The following is a 13,234-nucleotide window of genomic DNA, read 5'->3' as shown; positions in this document are numbered from 1 at the left end:
CCCCATACCCCAGGATATTTTTGACCAGAAGAAAACCTATTCGACGGTGACTGATTTCGCGAGGTTGCGGGGTTGGTCGACGTCGGTACCTTTCGCGATGGCGGTATGGTAGGCCAGCAGTTGCGCCGGGATCGCGTAGAGGATCGGTGCCAGGAACGGGTCGATCTTCGGCAGGATCAAGGTTTTCCAGACGCCGTCGGAGGCTGTTTTCGCGCCTTGTTCGTCGGTGATCAAAAGGACCTTGCCGCCACGGGCCATGACCTCTTGCATATTGCTGACGGTCTTGTCGAACAGCGGGTCGGTCGGTGCCATGACGATCACGGGGACATGGGCGTCGACCAGGGCGATGGGGCCGTGTTTCAATTCGCCGGAGGCATAGGCTTCGGCGTGGATGTAGCTGATTTCCTTGAGTTTCAGCGCACCTTCATGGGCGAGGGGATACATGGCCCCGCGGCCCAGGAACAGGATGTCGCGGGCCTCTGCCAGGTCGGCGGCGATGGCGCGGGTGTTGTCTTCGATTCCGAGGGCGGTGTTCAGGATGCCGGGCAGTTGCCGCAACTGCCCCAGGTGCGTGTTCAGGGTTGCGGCGTCGATTTCACCGCGGTCGCTTGCTGCCTTGAGGGCCAGTAGTGCGAGGGTGGTCAGCTGGCAAGTGAACGCCTTGGTCGAAGCGACACCGATTTCGGCACCCGCATGGATCGGCAGGGCAAGATCGCTTTCGCGGGCGATCGAGCTTTCGGCGACATTGACGACCGACACGATCTTGTCCGCTTTGCCCGCCATGTAGCGCAGGGCCGCCAGCGTATCGGCGGTTTCCCCCGACTGGCTGACGAAGAGCGCCACGGTGCCACGCGTGACGGGTGGTTCACGGTAGCGGAATTCGGAGGCCACGTCGATTTCGACAGGCAGGCGGGCGATCTGTTCGAACCAGTATTTTGCGACCATGCAGGCGTAATAGGCCGTGCCGCAAGCGACCATCGTAAGGCGTTCGATCTGGGCAAAGTCGATGCCCGGATCAGGGAGTGTCACGGCGTCGGCGTCCGGCGCGATATAGTTGGCCAATGCACCTTGCAGCACGGTGGGCTGTTCGGCGATTTCCTTGGCCATGAAGTGTTTGTAGCCACCCTTGTCGGTGGCGGCGGACCCGCCTTCGATCTTGCGGATGGGGCGGCTGACCTGTTCGCCTGCGGCGTTGCGGATCTCGACGGATGTGCGGGTCAGAATGACCCAGTCGCCCTCATCCAGATAGCTGATGCGGTCCGTGATCGGGGCAAGCGCGATCGCGTCCGAGCCGATGAAGTTTTCACCGTCACCGTAGCCGACAGCCAGCGGGCTGCCCTTGCGCGCGGCAATCAACAGGTCGTCCTGGCCGTCGAACAGAAAGCAGACCGCATAGGCGCCTTCGAGCCGGGCGATGGTGTCGCGGGCGGCGTCGCGCGGGCTGTGGCCAAGGTCGAGGTAGTATTGCGCCAGCAGCGCGATGGTTTCGGTATCCGTGTCGGTGGAATAGCTGATGCCGTTTTCGGCCAGAAACGCCCGCAATTCACGGAAATTCTCGATGATGCCGTTGTGGACGACGGCGACGCACGCAGCGCGGTGCGGATGGGCGTTCGCCTCGTTCGGGACACCATGCGTGGCCCAGCGGGTGTGGCCGATGCCGACCTTGCCTGCCAGCGGTTCATGCACCAGCCGGTCCTGAAGGTTCACAAGTTTGCCCACGGCCCGGCGGCGTTCGAGTGTGCCGTTGTTGATCGTAGCGATACCCGCGCTGTCGTAGCCGCGGTATTCCAGCCGCTTGAGGCTCTCGACGAGGAGGGGGGCGGCCTCGTGCCTGGACAGCACACCGATGATTCCGCACATGTCAGTGGTCCTTTGTCTTGGCGGCCTTGAGGGCCTTGAGTTTGTCCATCAGCCGCTGTGCGAGGCCCGGTTTGTTGATTTGACGGGCACGTGCGATCGCCAGCGCCTCGGCCGGAACGTCCTGCGTGATGACAGAACCGGACCCGGTCAGGGCACGGTCGCCGACGGTGATGGGCGCGACAAGCATGGTGTTCGACCCGATAAAGGCGTCGTCGCCCACGGTGGTGCGATATTTGAACACGCCGTCGTAATTGCAGGTGATCGTACCTGCGCCGATGTTGGCACGCGCGCCGATTGCCGCGTCGCCGATATAGGACAGGTGATTGACCTTGGCCCCTTCGGCCAGGGTCGCGTTCTTGATTTCGGTGAAATTGCCGACTTTGGCGTTCTCGGCCAGTTCCGCACCGGGGCGCAGGCGCGCGTAGGGGCCGACCACGGCGCCACGGCTGACATGGCAGCCTTCGAGGTGAGAAAAGGCGCGGATGGTGGCACCGCTTTCGACCGTTACGCCGGGGGCAAAGACGACGTAGGGTTCGATCAGCGCGTCAGCGCCGACATAGGTGTCATGGGCAAAAATCACGGTGTCGGGGGCTGGGATCGTGACACCGTCCTCGAGCGCCTGTGCGCGCATCCGGGTCTGGAACGCGGCCTCGGCGCTGGCCAGTTCGGCGCGGGTGTTGATGCCCAGCGTTTCGGATTCGTCGCAGGTGACGACGGTGGCGGACAGACCGCGCGCGCGGGCGAGGCCCACGATATCGGTGAGGTAATATTCACCGCTGGTGTTGTCGTTGCCCACCGCGTCGATCAGGGAAAACAGCGTGTCCGCGTCGGCGGCGATGACGCCGGAATTGCACAGGTCGATGGCGCGGGTGGCCTCATCCGCGTCCTTGAATTCAATAATGGCTGACAGCGCGTCGCCGTCCATGACCAGCCGCCCGTAGCGACCGGGATCGGCGGCACGAAAGCCCAACACCACGACGTCGTGATCCGCGCGGGCGGCGATCATCGCCGCGAGCGTGTCGCCCGTGATGAAAGGTGTATCGCCATAAAGCACTACGGCATCGCCTGTAAAACCGTCCAGCGCAGGACGGGCCTGGGCGACAGCATGCGCGGTGCCAAGCTGTTCGGTCTGGCGCACCACCGTGATGCGGTCGTCAAAGGTGAGCGCGGATTTTTCCACCAGATCGGCACCGTGACCGGCCACCACGACGATGCGGTCGGGGTCCAGCGCACCACCTGCCGACAGCGCGTGCAGCAGCAAGGGGGCCGCCCCGATGGGATGCAGCACCTTTGGCAGGTCGGACTGCATGCGGGTGCCTTTGCCTGCGGCGAGGACGATCAATGCGGTTGCCATCTGGACTTTACGCTCCACTTCAAACTGGACGCGTTGTAGCTGATAGGGCAGAGCGCACAAGACAGGCGACTGTCACAAAGCTTTACGGTCGGTAATATGGCCACGATGACAGGAGTGGCCGATGCGCTGTGTGGTTTTTGATCTGGATGGGACGCTGGCCGATACCAGCGGTGATCTGATTGCGGCGGCGAATGCCTGCTTTGCCGATCTGGGTCATGCGGCCCCCCTGGATGCAGCGGCGGACGGGGACACGGCGGTGCGCGGCGCACGGGCGATGCTGCGGCTGGGGTTTGCGCGGATCAGGGGCGAGGGCGACCACGAGGCGGATGTGGACGCGCAGTATCAGCCGCTGCTGGATCATTATTCGCGCGATATCGCCAGTCATACCTATTTCTACGATGGTGCGCTGGATGCGATTTCTCGGCTGCGTGCGGCGAGCTTTCGTGTTGCGATCTGCACCAACAAACCCGGCCACCTGACGGATCTGTTGCTGGATGCACTGGACGCAAGGGACCATTTTGATGCGGTGGTGGCAGCTGATACCTTGACCGTCAGCAAACCTGATCCCGCACCGTTTTTCGAGGCAGTCTCGCGCGCGGGCGGCGATCCGGCGCGCGCCTTTCTTATTGGCGATACCCAGACCGACCGCGATACGGCACGTGCGGCGGGGGTGCCTATCGTTCTGGTGTCCTTTGGTCCTGCGGGCGCGCGCGTGCTGGATATGGCGCATGACGTGGCGCTGCACAGCTACGCCGAACTGGACGATGTGGCGGTGCAACTGTTAGGCCGTTGACGCTGCACGGAATATCCGGAACACTCTGCCACCATGGGGGAATGTTTCAACGTCTCGGTCGCGCAACGGTCCTGCCAACGGTCTTGGCGGTGGGTGGTATGACGCGTTCCGAGATCGAGGCAGAGGTCCGCGCCATGCTGGCCCGGCTGCAACAGCCCGATGAGGGCTGGACGCTGGACGCCGTGCCGCGCGGCGACGGCACCCCCCATGTCGAGGGCAACGGGCCCGCCTATACGCTGGTTGTGGATGCCGACGGGGCGGAAGTGTCCCGCGAGACGATGGATGGTTACGAGGTCGTGTATCAACTGCTGCGCCTGCAGACCAGGCGGATGGCGATGGCCTGTGAACAGGCGACCCGCAAGACGACCATGCCAGGTTGGATTGCGCCGATCAGGGCTTGGTTGCCGGGCTGGTTGGTCGCGCAATTGGGGACTGACACCTATTCGCGCAGCACATGGATCGACGCGCATTGCCGTCTGATGGATCACCTGCGCGGCGACTGGGGTGCGCGGGTGCGCGGTGAACACGAGGCGCTGCTGCGCCGCTATCCGCTGACCAGGGACGAGCGCGAGAATTTCACAGAGCTGGATTTGCGGGCGTATGGGATATGGCGGTGATGGGCGCGCCCTCGGGGGGCAGGTTCGTCCGCTGAGCGAGACAAGGCGGCCATTGGCACTTGCTCCTCCAATGGCCGCTTTGGCGTGCGTCAGGCCGCTGCAGTCGCTTCTATCTCGAACAGCAATCCGGGAATGGCGAGACGTGTCACACCCAACAGTGTCATGGGCGGGGCAACCTGATGGGGCCCGAACCGCATGCCCATTAGGTCGAAGTTCTTCAGCGCCTCGTCTACATCTGTTGCATAGACCCCGAGTTTGATCACATTGCTCAGGTCCATCCCTGCGCGTTTCAGGACGGCTTCGAGATTGTCGAGCGCGAGGCTGATCTGCGCGCGCATATCGCCTGGATGCTGAGGGGCGCCGTTTTCGTCTACTGAGGTCTGCCCCGCGCAAATCACCTGCCGCGTCGCGCCGCCGATCACCTCGGCCTGATTGTAGCCCAGCTTGATCGACCAGTCCCAGGGGTTCACTGCCGTCCGTTCCATGTCGCAATCTCCTTGTTTTCAGTTGCTGGAATCGGTGTAGGACGAAATAGTGCCAAATATTGTCACTAATTGTGATAGGGTCGAGATATGAACGTGAGACTCAGACATGACGCCATCGTGCGCAGCCTTCGCCGCAACGGCACATCCACTGTTGATGCACTGGCCGAAGAGGTTGGTGCCTCGCGCCGGACCGTCTTGCGCGATATCGGCGCACTGCGGGACGAAGGCTATGTGATCCATTCCGACGTTGGCCGCGGCGGTGGCCTCCAGCTTGACCCACAATCGATGCAGACACGGGCCAAGTTGACCGTACCCGAAGTGTTCGCGCTGCTGATCAGCGTCGCGGCAATGCGAGCCGCCGGGAATTTACCCTTTTCGGAGCTTGCCGACGCGGGGTTGGCCAAGATCGAAAAGGCCTTGCCGTCGGACAAGGTGAAAGACCTACGTGCGTTTTTGGAATGCCTGCACATCGGCCAGCTGTCACCTTTGCAGGATTTGTTGGACATGGGGACCATGGACCCCGACCTGCTTGGAGCCTTTGAGACGGCGTTTCTGGGCCGGCACTTGATTAGGTTCGACTATAGAGATGCAAAAGGACGCAAGACCGAGCGGCAGGTGGAACCACAAGCCATGCTGATCCTGCCGCCCCTATGGTATCTCGTCGGCTGGGACCCTGCTCGCGAAGATTTCCGCCGTTTCCGCATGGACAGGATCAGCAACCCGGAAGCGGTTCCGACTACAAGCTTTCGCCGTCGGCATGTTCCGTTCGAAGATGATGTCTGTCCCTACAACGCACTGCAGCCGGAGCGTCGAAGCCGTCATTCGTGATAAGTGCAGCATCCGAAACATTGGGTTCAAACCGGTCATACGCTGCGACCCGAATGATTGGCTTCAGTTCATAGGCTGTCAGGCACCTAAAGTTACCGAAATGACACTGATGTCAGATGCGTTGCACAGAACGCTTACTCGGCCACCGGCACATACAGCGGCACGGTCGAGATCGACATTTTCGCGGACCCCTGGGTCAGCTCTGTCGCGTGGGCCACGTAGATCAGGGTGTTGTTCGCCTCGTCAAAGATGCGTTTGACGCGCAGGGATTTCAGCAACACGGACTGGCGTTCGCGGAACACGTTTTCGCCGTCGTCGCTGCGGTCGATGTCCCCGATCACGATGGGTCCGGTCTGGCGGCAGGCGATGGACGCGTTTGACGGGTCCTCGAACCAGTTTCCGTTGGACAGACGGTCGATGATCGACCGTTCGAAATAGGCCAGGTGGCAGGTGACGCCCTGCACCTCGGGGTCGGTCAGCGCCTCGATAATGATGTCGTTGCCGACCCAGTCGACGCCGACCTTGCCGACTTCTTCTGCATGGGCGGTTGCGGGCAGGGCGAGCAGGGCAGCGGTGAGAATATGTTTCATGAGGTGCGACATATGGTGCAGGGTGAAAAGGGCAAGGCGCTTGACCGGGGTGGGGGCGCTGGATTAGGAATTGAACAAGTGTTCAATAAAGGGGCAGGTCATGTTCAACGCGTCGATGACTTTTGATCTGGGCGAGGATGTGAACGCCCTGCGCGACATGGTGCACGACTGGGCGCAGACCCGTGTCAAACCGATGGCCGCCGAAATTGACCGCGACAACACCTTTCCATCCGCGCTGTGGCGCGAAATGGGTGATCTGGGCCTGTTGGGTGTCACGGTATCAGAGGAATACGGCGGGGCGGGGATGTCTTACCTCGCGCATACGGTCGCGATCGAGGAAATCGCGCGCGCCAGTGCGTCGGTCAGCCTTTCCTATGGTGCGCATTCCAACCTGTGCGTGAACCAGATCAAGCTGAACGGGACCGACGCGCAGCGGGCGAAATACCTGCCCAAGCTGGTGAGTGGCGAACATGTGGGCGCACTGGCGATGAGCGAGGCGGGGTCGGGGTCGGACGTCGTGTCCATGACCCTGACGGCGGAAAAGCGGAACGATCATTACCGTCTGAACGGCACAAAATACTGGATCACCAACGGGCCGGATGCCAATACGCTGCTTGTCTATGCCAAGACGGACCGCGACGCGGGGTCCAAGGGGATCACCGCGTTCCTGATCGAAAAGGACATGACCGGTTTCAGCACCAGCGCGCATTTCGACAAGCTGGGGATGCGCGGATCGAACACGGCGGAACTGGTGTTCGACGATGTGCAGGTGCCGTTCGACAACGTGGTGGGCGAAGAAGGGCGCGGCGTGGCCGTGCTGATGTCCGGGCTGGATTACGAACGCGTTGTGCTGGCGGGGATCGGTCTGGGCATCATGGCCGCCTGTCTGGATGAAATCATGCCCTATCTCGCGCAGCGCAAGCAATTCGGCCAGCCCATCGGGTCGTTCCAGCTGATGCAGGGCAAGATTGCGGATATGTACACGGCCATGAATTCGGCCCGCGCTTATGTCTATGAGGTCGCGCGCGCCTGTGACCGTGGCACCGTGACGCGGCAGGATGCAGCGGCCTGCTGTCTGTATGCGTCAGAACAAGCGATGGTGCAGGCGCATCAGGCGGTGCAGGCAATGGGTGGTGCGGGTTTCATGGCCGATGCGCCCGTGGCCCGTCTGTTCCGCGACGCCAAGCTGATGGAAATCGGCGCCGGCACATCCGAGATTCGTCGGATGCTGGTGGGGCGCGAATTGATGAAGGCGATGGTGTGAACAGGTTGCTGTTCCTGCCCGTGGCGGCCTTGACGGTCACGGTGGGATACGTCGGGTTCCAACTGGGCCAGCCGGTGACCGAGACGGATATCATAACGCGCTATGCTGCCCGCTATGTGTCAGAGGCACCGGCGGGTGCGGCCATGACCGATTGTCTGGCGACGCCGGGTGTGGGTGATGTGCGTCTGACCGTCATTTGCGCCCACCCGGGTGGTGACAGCTTCGTCTATCCCGCAGGACCGCGCGGCGGACTGATCCGCGATACCGGAGGACCCGACACATGAAATTTGTCTTGATCTGTGCCCTGGCGCTGTCGGGGGCCACGGCCGCGACCGCACAGGATCTGGTCTATTCCAACGCGGCGACCGAGGCCTGTCTGGCGACCGTTACCGGGCTGGATCGTCTGGGGTGTGTCGGTGCCTCTGCCGGTGCCTGCATGGTCGACACGCCCGGCGGTGATACAACCGTGGGCATGGGCGGCTGCTTCGACCGGGAACGGCAATTCTGGGATGACGCCCTGAACGAGGCCTATGCCGCGCTGATGGTGATCTACACCGAAAGCGATGCATTCGCCGCATCCGAGGGGATGAACCTGCCCGTCCAATCCGATGCGCTGCGCGACATGCAACGCGCATGGATCGGCTACCGCGATGCGCGGTGCGATTTCGAAAGGGCGAAATGGGGCGGCGGGACCGGCGGTGGACCGGCCACGATCCAGTGCCTGATGGGTTTGACGGCAGAACAGACCTTTGTGCTGCGCGATGGGATGGACGGTTTACAGTGACACGACAGGCACATGAAGAGGCGCTGGCGCTGGTGGCGCAGGCGGCTGCGGCGGCGGCGGCGGGCGGCGGGACGCGGTCGCGCGAACGCCATGTCAGCCGGGGCAAGATGCTGCCGCGCGACCGGGTCGCGGGACTGCTGGACCCCGGTGCGCCATTTCTGGAAATCGGGGCGACAGCGGCGCACGGCATGTATGACGATGCGGCCCCCGGCGCGGGTGTCATCGCGGGCGTGGGGCGGGTGAATGGCCAGCAGGTGATGGTCGTCTGCAACGATGCCACGGTAAAGGGCGGCACCTATTTCCCGATCAGCGTGAAAAAGCATCTGCGCGCCCAGGAAATCGCGGCCGCCTGCCGTCTGCCATGCGTTTACCTTGTCGACAGTGGCGGGGCGAACCTGCCGCAACAGGACGAGGTGTTTCCCGATCGCGACCACTTTGGCCGTATTTTCTACAATCAGGCGAATATGTCGGCGGCGGGGATTCCGCAGATCGCTGTCGTGATGGGGTCCTGCACGGCGGGGGGGGCCTATGTGCCCGCGATGGCGGATGTGTCGATCATCGTGCGCGATCAGGGGACGATTTTTCTGGCCGGTCCGCCACTGGTCAAGGCCGCGACAGGCGAGGTCGTCAGCGCCGAGGATCTGGGCGGCGGCGACGTGCATACCCGTCTGTCCGGTGTTGCGGATTATCTGGCAGAGGATGACGCCCATGCGCTGGCCCTTGCGCGGCAGGCGGTGGTGTCCTGTGCGCTGAGCGATCAGGGCACGGTTCAGAGGATCGCACCCCGTCCGCCCATCGAGGACCCTGCGACCCTGTTCGACGTGGTGCCTGCCGATCTGCGCACGCCCTATGACATCCGCGAGGTCATTCGCCGGATCGTGGACGGGTCGGATTTTGATGAGTTCAAGGCCCGGTTCGGCGACACGCTGGTCACGGGCTTTGCCCATATCGACGGCTGGCCCTGCGGGATTGTCGCCAACAACGGCGTGCTGTTTTCCGAGGCCGCGCAAAAGGGTGCCCATTTTGTCGAACTGTGCAGCCAGCGGAAAATTCCGCTGATTTTCCTGCAAAACATCACCGGGTTCATGGTGGGTCAGCAGTACGAAAACGAAGGGATCGCACGCCACGGGGCCAAGATGGTGACAGCTGTGGCGACGACCCGCGTGCCCAAGATCACTTTGGTTGTCGGTGGCAGCTACGGGGCGGGCAACTACGGGATGGCCGGGCGCGCCTATTCACCTGATTTCATGTGGACATGGCCTACGTCGCGCACCGCCGTCATGGGCGGCGAACAGGCGGCGGGCGTGCTGGCGACCGTAACCCGCGACGCCAAGGAACGTCGCGGAGAGGCGTGGTCCGCAGAGGAGGAGGCCGCGTTCAAACAGCCGACGATCGATCAGTTCGCACGGCAGTCGCACCCGCTCTATGCCTCGGCCCGGCTGTGGGACGACGGTGTGATCGACCCGCGCGACAGTCGCGCCGTGCTGGCCCTGTCGCTGGCGGCAAGCTGCAACGCGCCCGTAGAGGAGACACGTTTCGGCGTGTTCAGGATGTAATCGCATGTTCACCCGTATCCTGATCGCCAACCGGGGCGAAATTGCCTGCCGGATCATCCGAACTGCGCGTGCGCTGGGTGTCGAAACCGTGGCCGTCTATTCCGACGCCGACGCGGACGCGCTTCATGTGCGCATGGCCGATACCGCCGTGCGGCTGGGGCCTGCGCCCGTGGCCGACAGCTATCTGCGCGGTGATCTGATCATTGCGGCGGCACGGGACACGGGTGCGCAGGCGATCCATCCCGGCTATGGATTCCTGTCCGAAAACCCCGATTTCGTGGATGCGGTGGTGGATGCGGGACTGGTGTTCATCGGTCCCAGTGCCGATGCGATCCGCAAGATGGGACTCAAGGACGCGGCCAAGACGCTGATGGCCGACGCAGGCGTGCCGGTCGTGCCGGGCTATCAGGACGACAATCAGGACGCAGATCATCTGGCCGGGCAGGCGGCTGACATCGGCTATCCGGTGCTGATCAAGGCGGTCGCAGGCGGTGGCGGCAAGGGGATGCGACTGGTCGAAAGTCCGGGCGATTTCGCCGAGGCGCTGGCCAGCGCGCAGGCCGAGGCGCGCACGGCATTCGGCAACGCGCGGGTGTTGATCGAGAAATACATCCAGCAGCCGCGCCATATCGAGGTGCAGATCTTTGGCGACGGCACCGATGCGGTGCATCTGTTCGAACGCGACTGTTCGTTGCAACGCCGCCACCAGAAGGTCATCGAGGAGGCGCCAGCCCCCGGCATGACCGCGCAGGTGCGCGCCGCGATGGGCGATGCGGCGGTGGCTGCGGCCCGCGCGATCGGCTACGCGGGCGCCGGCACCGTGGAATTCATCGTGGACGGGGCAGGCGGGCTGCGCCCCGACGGGTTCTGGTTCATGGAAATGAACACGCGCTTGCAGGTCGAACACCCCGTGACAGAGGCGATCACCGGCGTGGATCTGGTCGACTGGCAGTTGCGTGTGGCGGCAGGTGCGCCGCTACCTTGTGCACAAGACGATCTGACCATCACGGGCCATGCGTTCGAGGCGCGATTGTACGCAGAGGATGTGCCTGCGGGTTTTTTGCCTGCGACAGGCACGCTGGATCATTTGCAGTTTCCTGCTGATGCCCGGATCGACAGCGGGGTCGCGGCCGGATCAGAAATTTCGCCCTGGTATGATCCGATGATCGCCAAGGTGACCTGCCATGGCCCTGACCGGGCAACAGCATTGGGGCGGTTGTCGCGGGCGCTGGCGGAGACACAGGTCGCGGGCTGCGTGACGAACTTGGGGTTCTTGCAGCGGTTGGCGGCGCAGCCGGAGTTCGTGGCAGGGCGTGTCGATACGGGATTGATCGCGAGGCACGATGACCTGACGGCGGCGGTCGTACCGACTGCGGCCTGCACGGCGCTGGCTGCCGTTTTTGCCGCGGGTCTGGATGTGGTTGTGCCACACGGCGGTTTCACGCTGTGGCAGCCCCTGCGCCATCTGGTGAAGCTGCGACTGGCCGAGGCCGATCTGAAGGTTGCGCTGACCGTTCAGCGCGACGGGATCGCGGCAGAGGTTGCGGGCGAGACGGTGATGCTGCGGCGGGTCGCGGACGGTTGGACCTGTGACGGTATGCGCATGCCGCAGGTCGCTGTCCACGCGCGGCAGATCACCGTGTTCGGTCGTGATCCCGTGACCTTTGATCATCCCGATCCGCTGGCGCGCAGGGGTGCGGGCGCGGGCGGCGACGCCGTATTGGCGCCGATGCCGGGTCTGGTGCAATCGGTCGCCGTGGCGGTCGGTGACACTGTCCAAGAGGGCGCGCGGATGGTCGTCCTCGAGGCGATGAAGATGGAACACGTGTTGCGCGCGCCGCGTGACGGGATCGTCGCCAGCGTCACCGCAGCCCCCGGCGATCAGGTCAAGGCAAAGGCCACTCTGATCACACTGGAACCGTCGTGATCCGTCTGCACCATAGCCCCGGCACGCGCTCGGTCCGGACCCTGTGGCTGCTGGAAGAGCTGGGCGTGGATTACACGCTGGTGAACTACGCGCTGGACAAGAGCTTGCGCGAACCGGGCTACCTGTCGCTGAATCCCGCAGGCCGTGTGCCTGCGCTGGAAATCGACGGTTTTGCCCTGTTCGAGAGCGGGGCCATCGCCGAGGTATTGTGCGAACGGTTTTCGCCCGACAGCCTGGGTCGCCCCGCGGAGCATGAGCAGCGGGCGCAATGGCTGCAATGGGTGCATTACGCCGAAACGATCAGCCAGCACTGCGCAAATCTGACCCAGCAGCACCTGATGCTGCGCGAGGACCACATGCGCAGCCCGATCATCATGCAGCTTGAATCAAAGCGTCTGGCCAAGACAATCGGCGTGCTGGAGGACGTTCTGGCGCAGGGGGACTACATGCTGGGCACGTTTTCCGCCGCCGATATCGGTGTGGCACAGGCCGTGGGCATGGGGCAGAAATTCGTGCGGCTTGATCCGTTTCCCCATGTTGCAGACTGGATCGACCGATTGTCGCAGCGGCCCGCATGGGGCGTGGCGATGAAGGACGCCGATCTGTTTTATCCGCGTGAATTTTACGCGCCCTGGCCACTGCCGGACAGCTAGGTCGTGCGACGGTCTGCATGGAATTTGCGCGGCGGGTGCAGTTGACCCTGTCCCGGCAGCCGACTAAACCCTAGCCAACAAACCGGGCCAGTGGCCCGCAAGCCAAAGGGGCGTTCCGCAATGGAATTTCTGCTGTCCGAATATTTGCCGATCATGATCTTTCTGGGTCTTGCCATTGCATTGGGGCTGATCCTGATACTGGCAGCTGCCGTTGTTGCCGTGCGCAACCCGGACCCGGAAAAGGTGTCGGCCTATGAATGCGGCTTCAATGCCTTTGACGACGCACGGATGAAATTCGATGTGCGTTTCTACCTCGTGTCGATTCTGTTCATCATTTTCGACCTTGAGGTGGCTTTCCTGTTTCCTTGGGCGGTGGCGTTTCAGGATATCTCGATGACGGCGTTCTGGTCGATGATGGTATTCCTCGCGGTGCTGACCGCAGGTTTTGCCTACGAATGGAAAAAGGGCGCGCTGGACTGGGAGTGATCCCGGCCAATGCGGCTGGTGCGGGACAGGGTGTCGC

General features: G+C 63.1%; 14 protein-coding genes. 10 read left to right on the top strand and 4 right to left on the bottom strand.

Going from position 1 to position 13,234, the window contains the following annotated elements; all coding sequences use genetic code 11:
• Nucleotides 1–36: 36 nt before the first annotated feature.
• Both glmS and glmU read right to left on the bottom strand, forming a co-directional pair.
• A complete protein-coding gene (glmS, locus tag BMX27_RS09470; protein ID WP_090159579.1) occupies nt 37–1,860 on the bottom strand; it encodes a glutamine--fructose-6-phosphate transaminase (isomerizing) in 1,824 nt (607 codons plus the stop codon).
• A 1-nt stretch (nt 1,861) separates the two neighbouring features.
• Entirely contained in the window at nt 1,862–3,214 is a 1,353-nt protein-coding gene (gene glmU / locus BMX27_RS09465) for a bifunctional UDP-N-acetylglucosamine diphosphorylase/glucosamine-1-phosphate N-acetyltransferase GlmU (RefSeq protein WP_090159578.1), read from the bottom strand.
• Between the two features lie 121 nt (nt 3,215–3,335).
• On the opposite strand from glmU, the gene BMX27_RS09460 reads away from it, so the two are divergent.
• Together BMX27_RS09460 and BMX27_RS09455 are read left to right on the top strand one after the other, a co-directional pair.
• On the top strand, nt 3,336–4,007 hold the full coding sequence (locus BMX27_RS09460) for an HAD-IA family hydrolase (protein WP_090159577.1): 672 nt from the start codon (nt 3,336–3,338) through the stop codon (nt 4,005–4,007).
• A 98-nt stretch (nt 4,008–4,105) separates the two neighbouring features.
• Complete coding sequence (locus BMX27_RS09455) at nt 4,106–4,624, top strand: hypothetical protein (protein WP_143056802.1); 519 nt, start codon at nt 4,106–4,108, stop codon at nt 4,622–4,624.
• Between the two features lie 89 nt (nt 4,625–4,713).
• On the opposite strand, the gene BMX27_RS09450 is transcribed toward BMX27_RS09455, so the two are convergent.
• Nucleotides 4,714–5,109: a RidA family protein gene (locus BMX27_RS09450; protein ID WP_090159575.1), complete on the bottom strand. Its 396-nt coding sequence runs from the start codon at nt 5,107–5,109 to the stop codon at nt 4,714–4,716.
• An 87-nt stretch (nt 5,110–5,196) separates the two neighbouring features.
• Between BMX27_RS09450 and BMX27_RS09445 the strand changes: the two genes are divergently transcribed.
• Entirely contained in the window at nt 5,197–5,937 is a 741-nt protein-coding gene (locus tag BMX27_RS09445; protein WP_090159574.1) for a helix-turn-helix transcriptional regulator, read from the top strand.
• A 134-nt stretch (nt 5,938–6,071) separates the two neighbouring features.
• Here the strand turns inward: BMX27_RS09445 and BMX27_RS09440 are convergent, their stop codons facing one another.
• Nucleotides 6,072–6,527 carry a CreA family protein gene (locus tag BMX27_RS09440; protein WP_090159573.1) on the bottom strand — a complete coding sequence of 152 codons (456 nt, stop codon included), beginning with the start codon at nt 6,525–6,527 and terminating at the stop codon, nt 6,072–6,074.
• Nucleotides 6,528–6,627: 100 nt separating this feature from the next.
• Here BMX27_RS09440 and BMX27_RS09435 point away from each other — a divergent pair, with 100 nt between their 5' ends.
• The 7 genes from BMX27_RS09435 (at nt 6,628) to BMX27_RS09405 (ending at nt 13,197) form a co-directional block, all read left to right on the top strand.
• Nucleotides 6,628–7,791: an isovaleryl-CoA dehydrogenase gene (locus BMX27_RS09435; RefSeq protein ID WP_090159572.1), complete on the top strand. Its 1,164-nt coding sequence runs from the start codon at nt 6,628–6,630 to the stop codon at nt 7,789–7,791.
• Complete coding sequence (locus BMX27_RS09430; RefSeq protein ID WP_090159571.1) at nt 7,788–8,075, top strand: hypothetical protein; 288 nt, start codon at nt 7,788–7,790, stop codon at nt 8,073–8,075. The genes BMX27_RS09435 and BMX27_RS09430 overlap by 4 nt, the downstream gene beginning before the upstream one ends.
• The gene (locus BMX27_RS09425; RefSeq protein ID WP_090159570.1) at nt 8,072–8,575 is read left to right on the top strand and encodes a lysozyme inhibitor LprI family protein; all 504 of its coding nucleotides are present in this window, start codon (nt 8,072–8,074) and stop codon (nt 8,573–8,575) included. The genes BMX27_RS09430 and BMX27_RS09425 overlap by 4 nt, the downstream gene beginning before the upstream one ends.
• Nucleotides 8,572–10,131 carry a carboxyl transferase domain-containing protein gene (locus BMX27_RS09420; RefSeq protein ID WP_305728773.1) on the top strand — a complete coding sequence of 520 codons (1,560 nt, stop codon included), beginning with the start codon at nt 8,572–8,574 and terminating at the stop codon, nt 10,129–10,131. The genes BMX27_RS09425 and BMX27_RS09420 overlap by 4 nt, the downstream gene beginning before the upstream one ends.
• 4 nt (nt 10,132–10,135) lie before the next feature.
• Nucleotides 10,136–12,058, top strand: a complete 1,923-nt coding sequence (locus tag BMX27_RS09415; protein ID WP_090159568.1) for an acetyl-CoA carboxylase biotin carboxylase subunit — start codon at nt 10,136–10,138, stop codon at nt 12,056–12,058.
• Complete coding sequence (locus BMX27_RS09410) at nt 12,055–12,711, top strand: glutathione S-transferase family protein (protein ID WP_090159567.1); 657 nt, start codon at nt 12,055–12,057, stop codon at nt 12,709–12,711. The genes BMX27_RS09415 and BMX27_RS09410 overlap by 4 nt, the downstream gene beginning before the upstream one ends.
• A gap of 120 nt (nt 12,712–12,831) precedes the next feature.
• Entirely contained in the window at nt 12,832–13,197 is a 366-nt protein-coding gene (locus BMX27_RS09405) for an NADH-quinone oxidoreductase subunit A (RefSeq protein ID WP_090159566.1), read from the top strand.
• Nucleotides 13,198–13,234: the final 37 nt, after the last annotated feature.

It is taken from the genome of Loktanella sp. DSM 29012 (assembly GCF_900110705.1).
GTDB classification, from domain to species: Bacteria; Pseudomonadota; Alphaproteobacteria; order Rhodobacterales; family Rhodobacteraceae; genus Loktanella; species Loktanella gaetbuli.
This window is presented reverse-complemented; position numbering and strand designations above follow the sequence as displayed.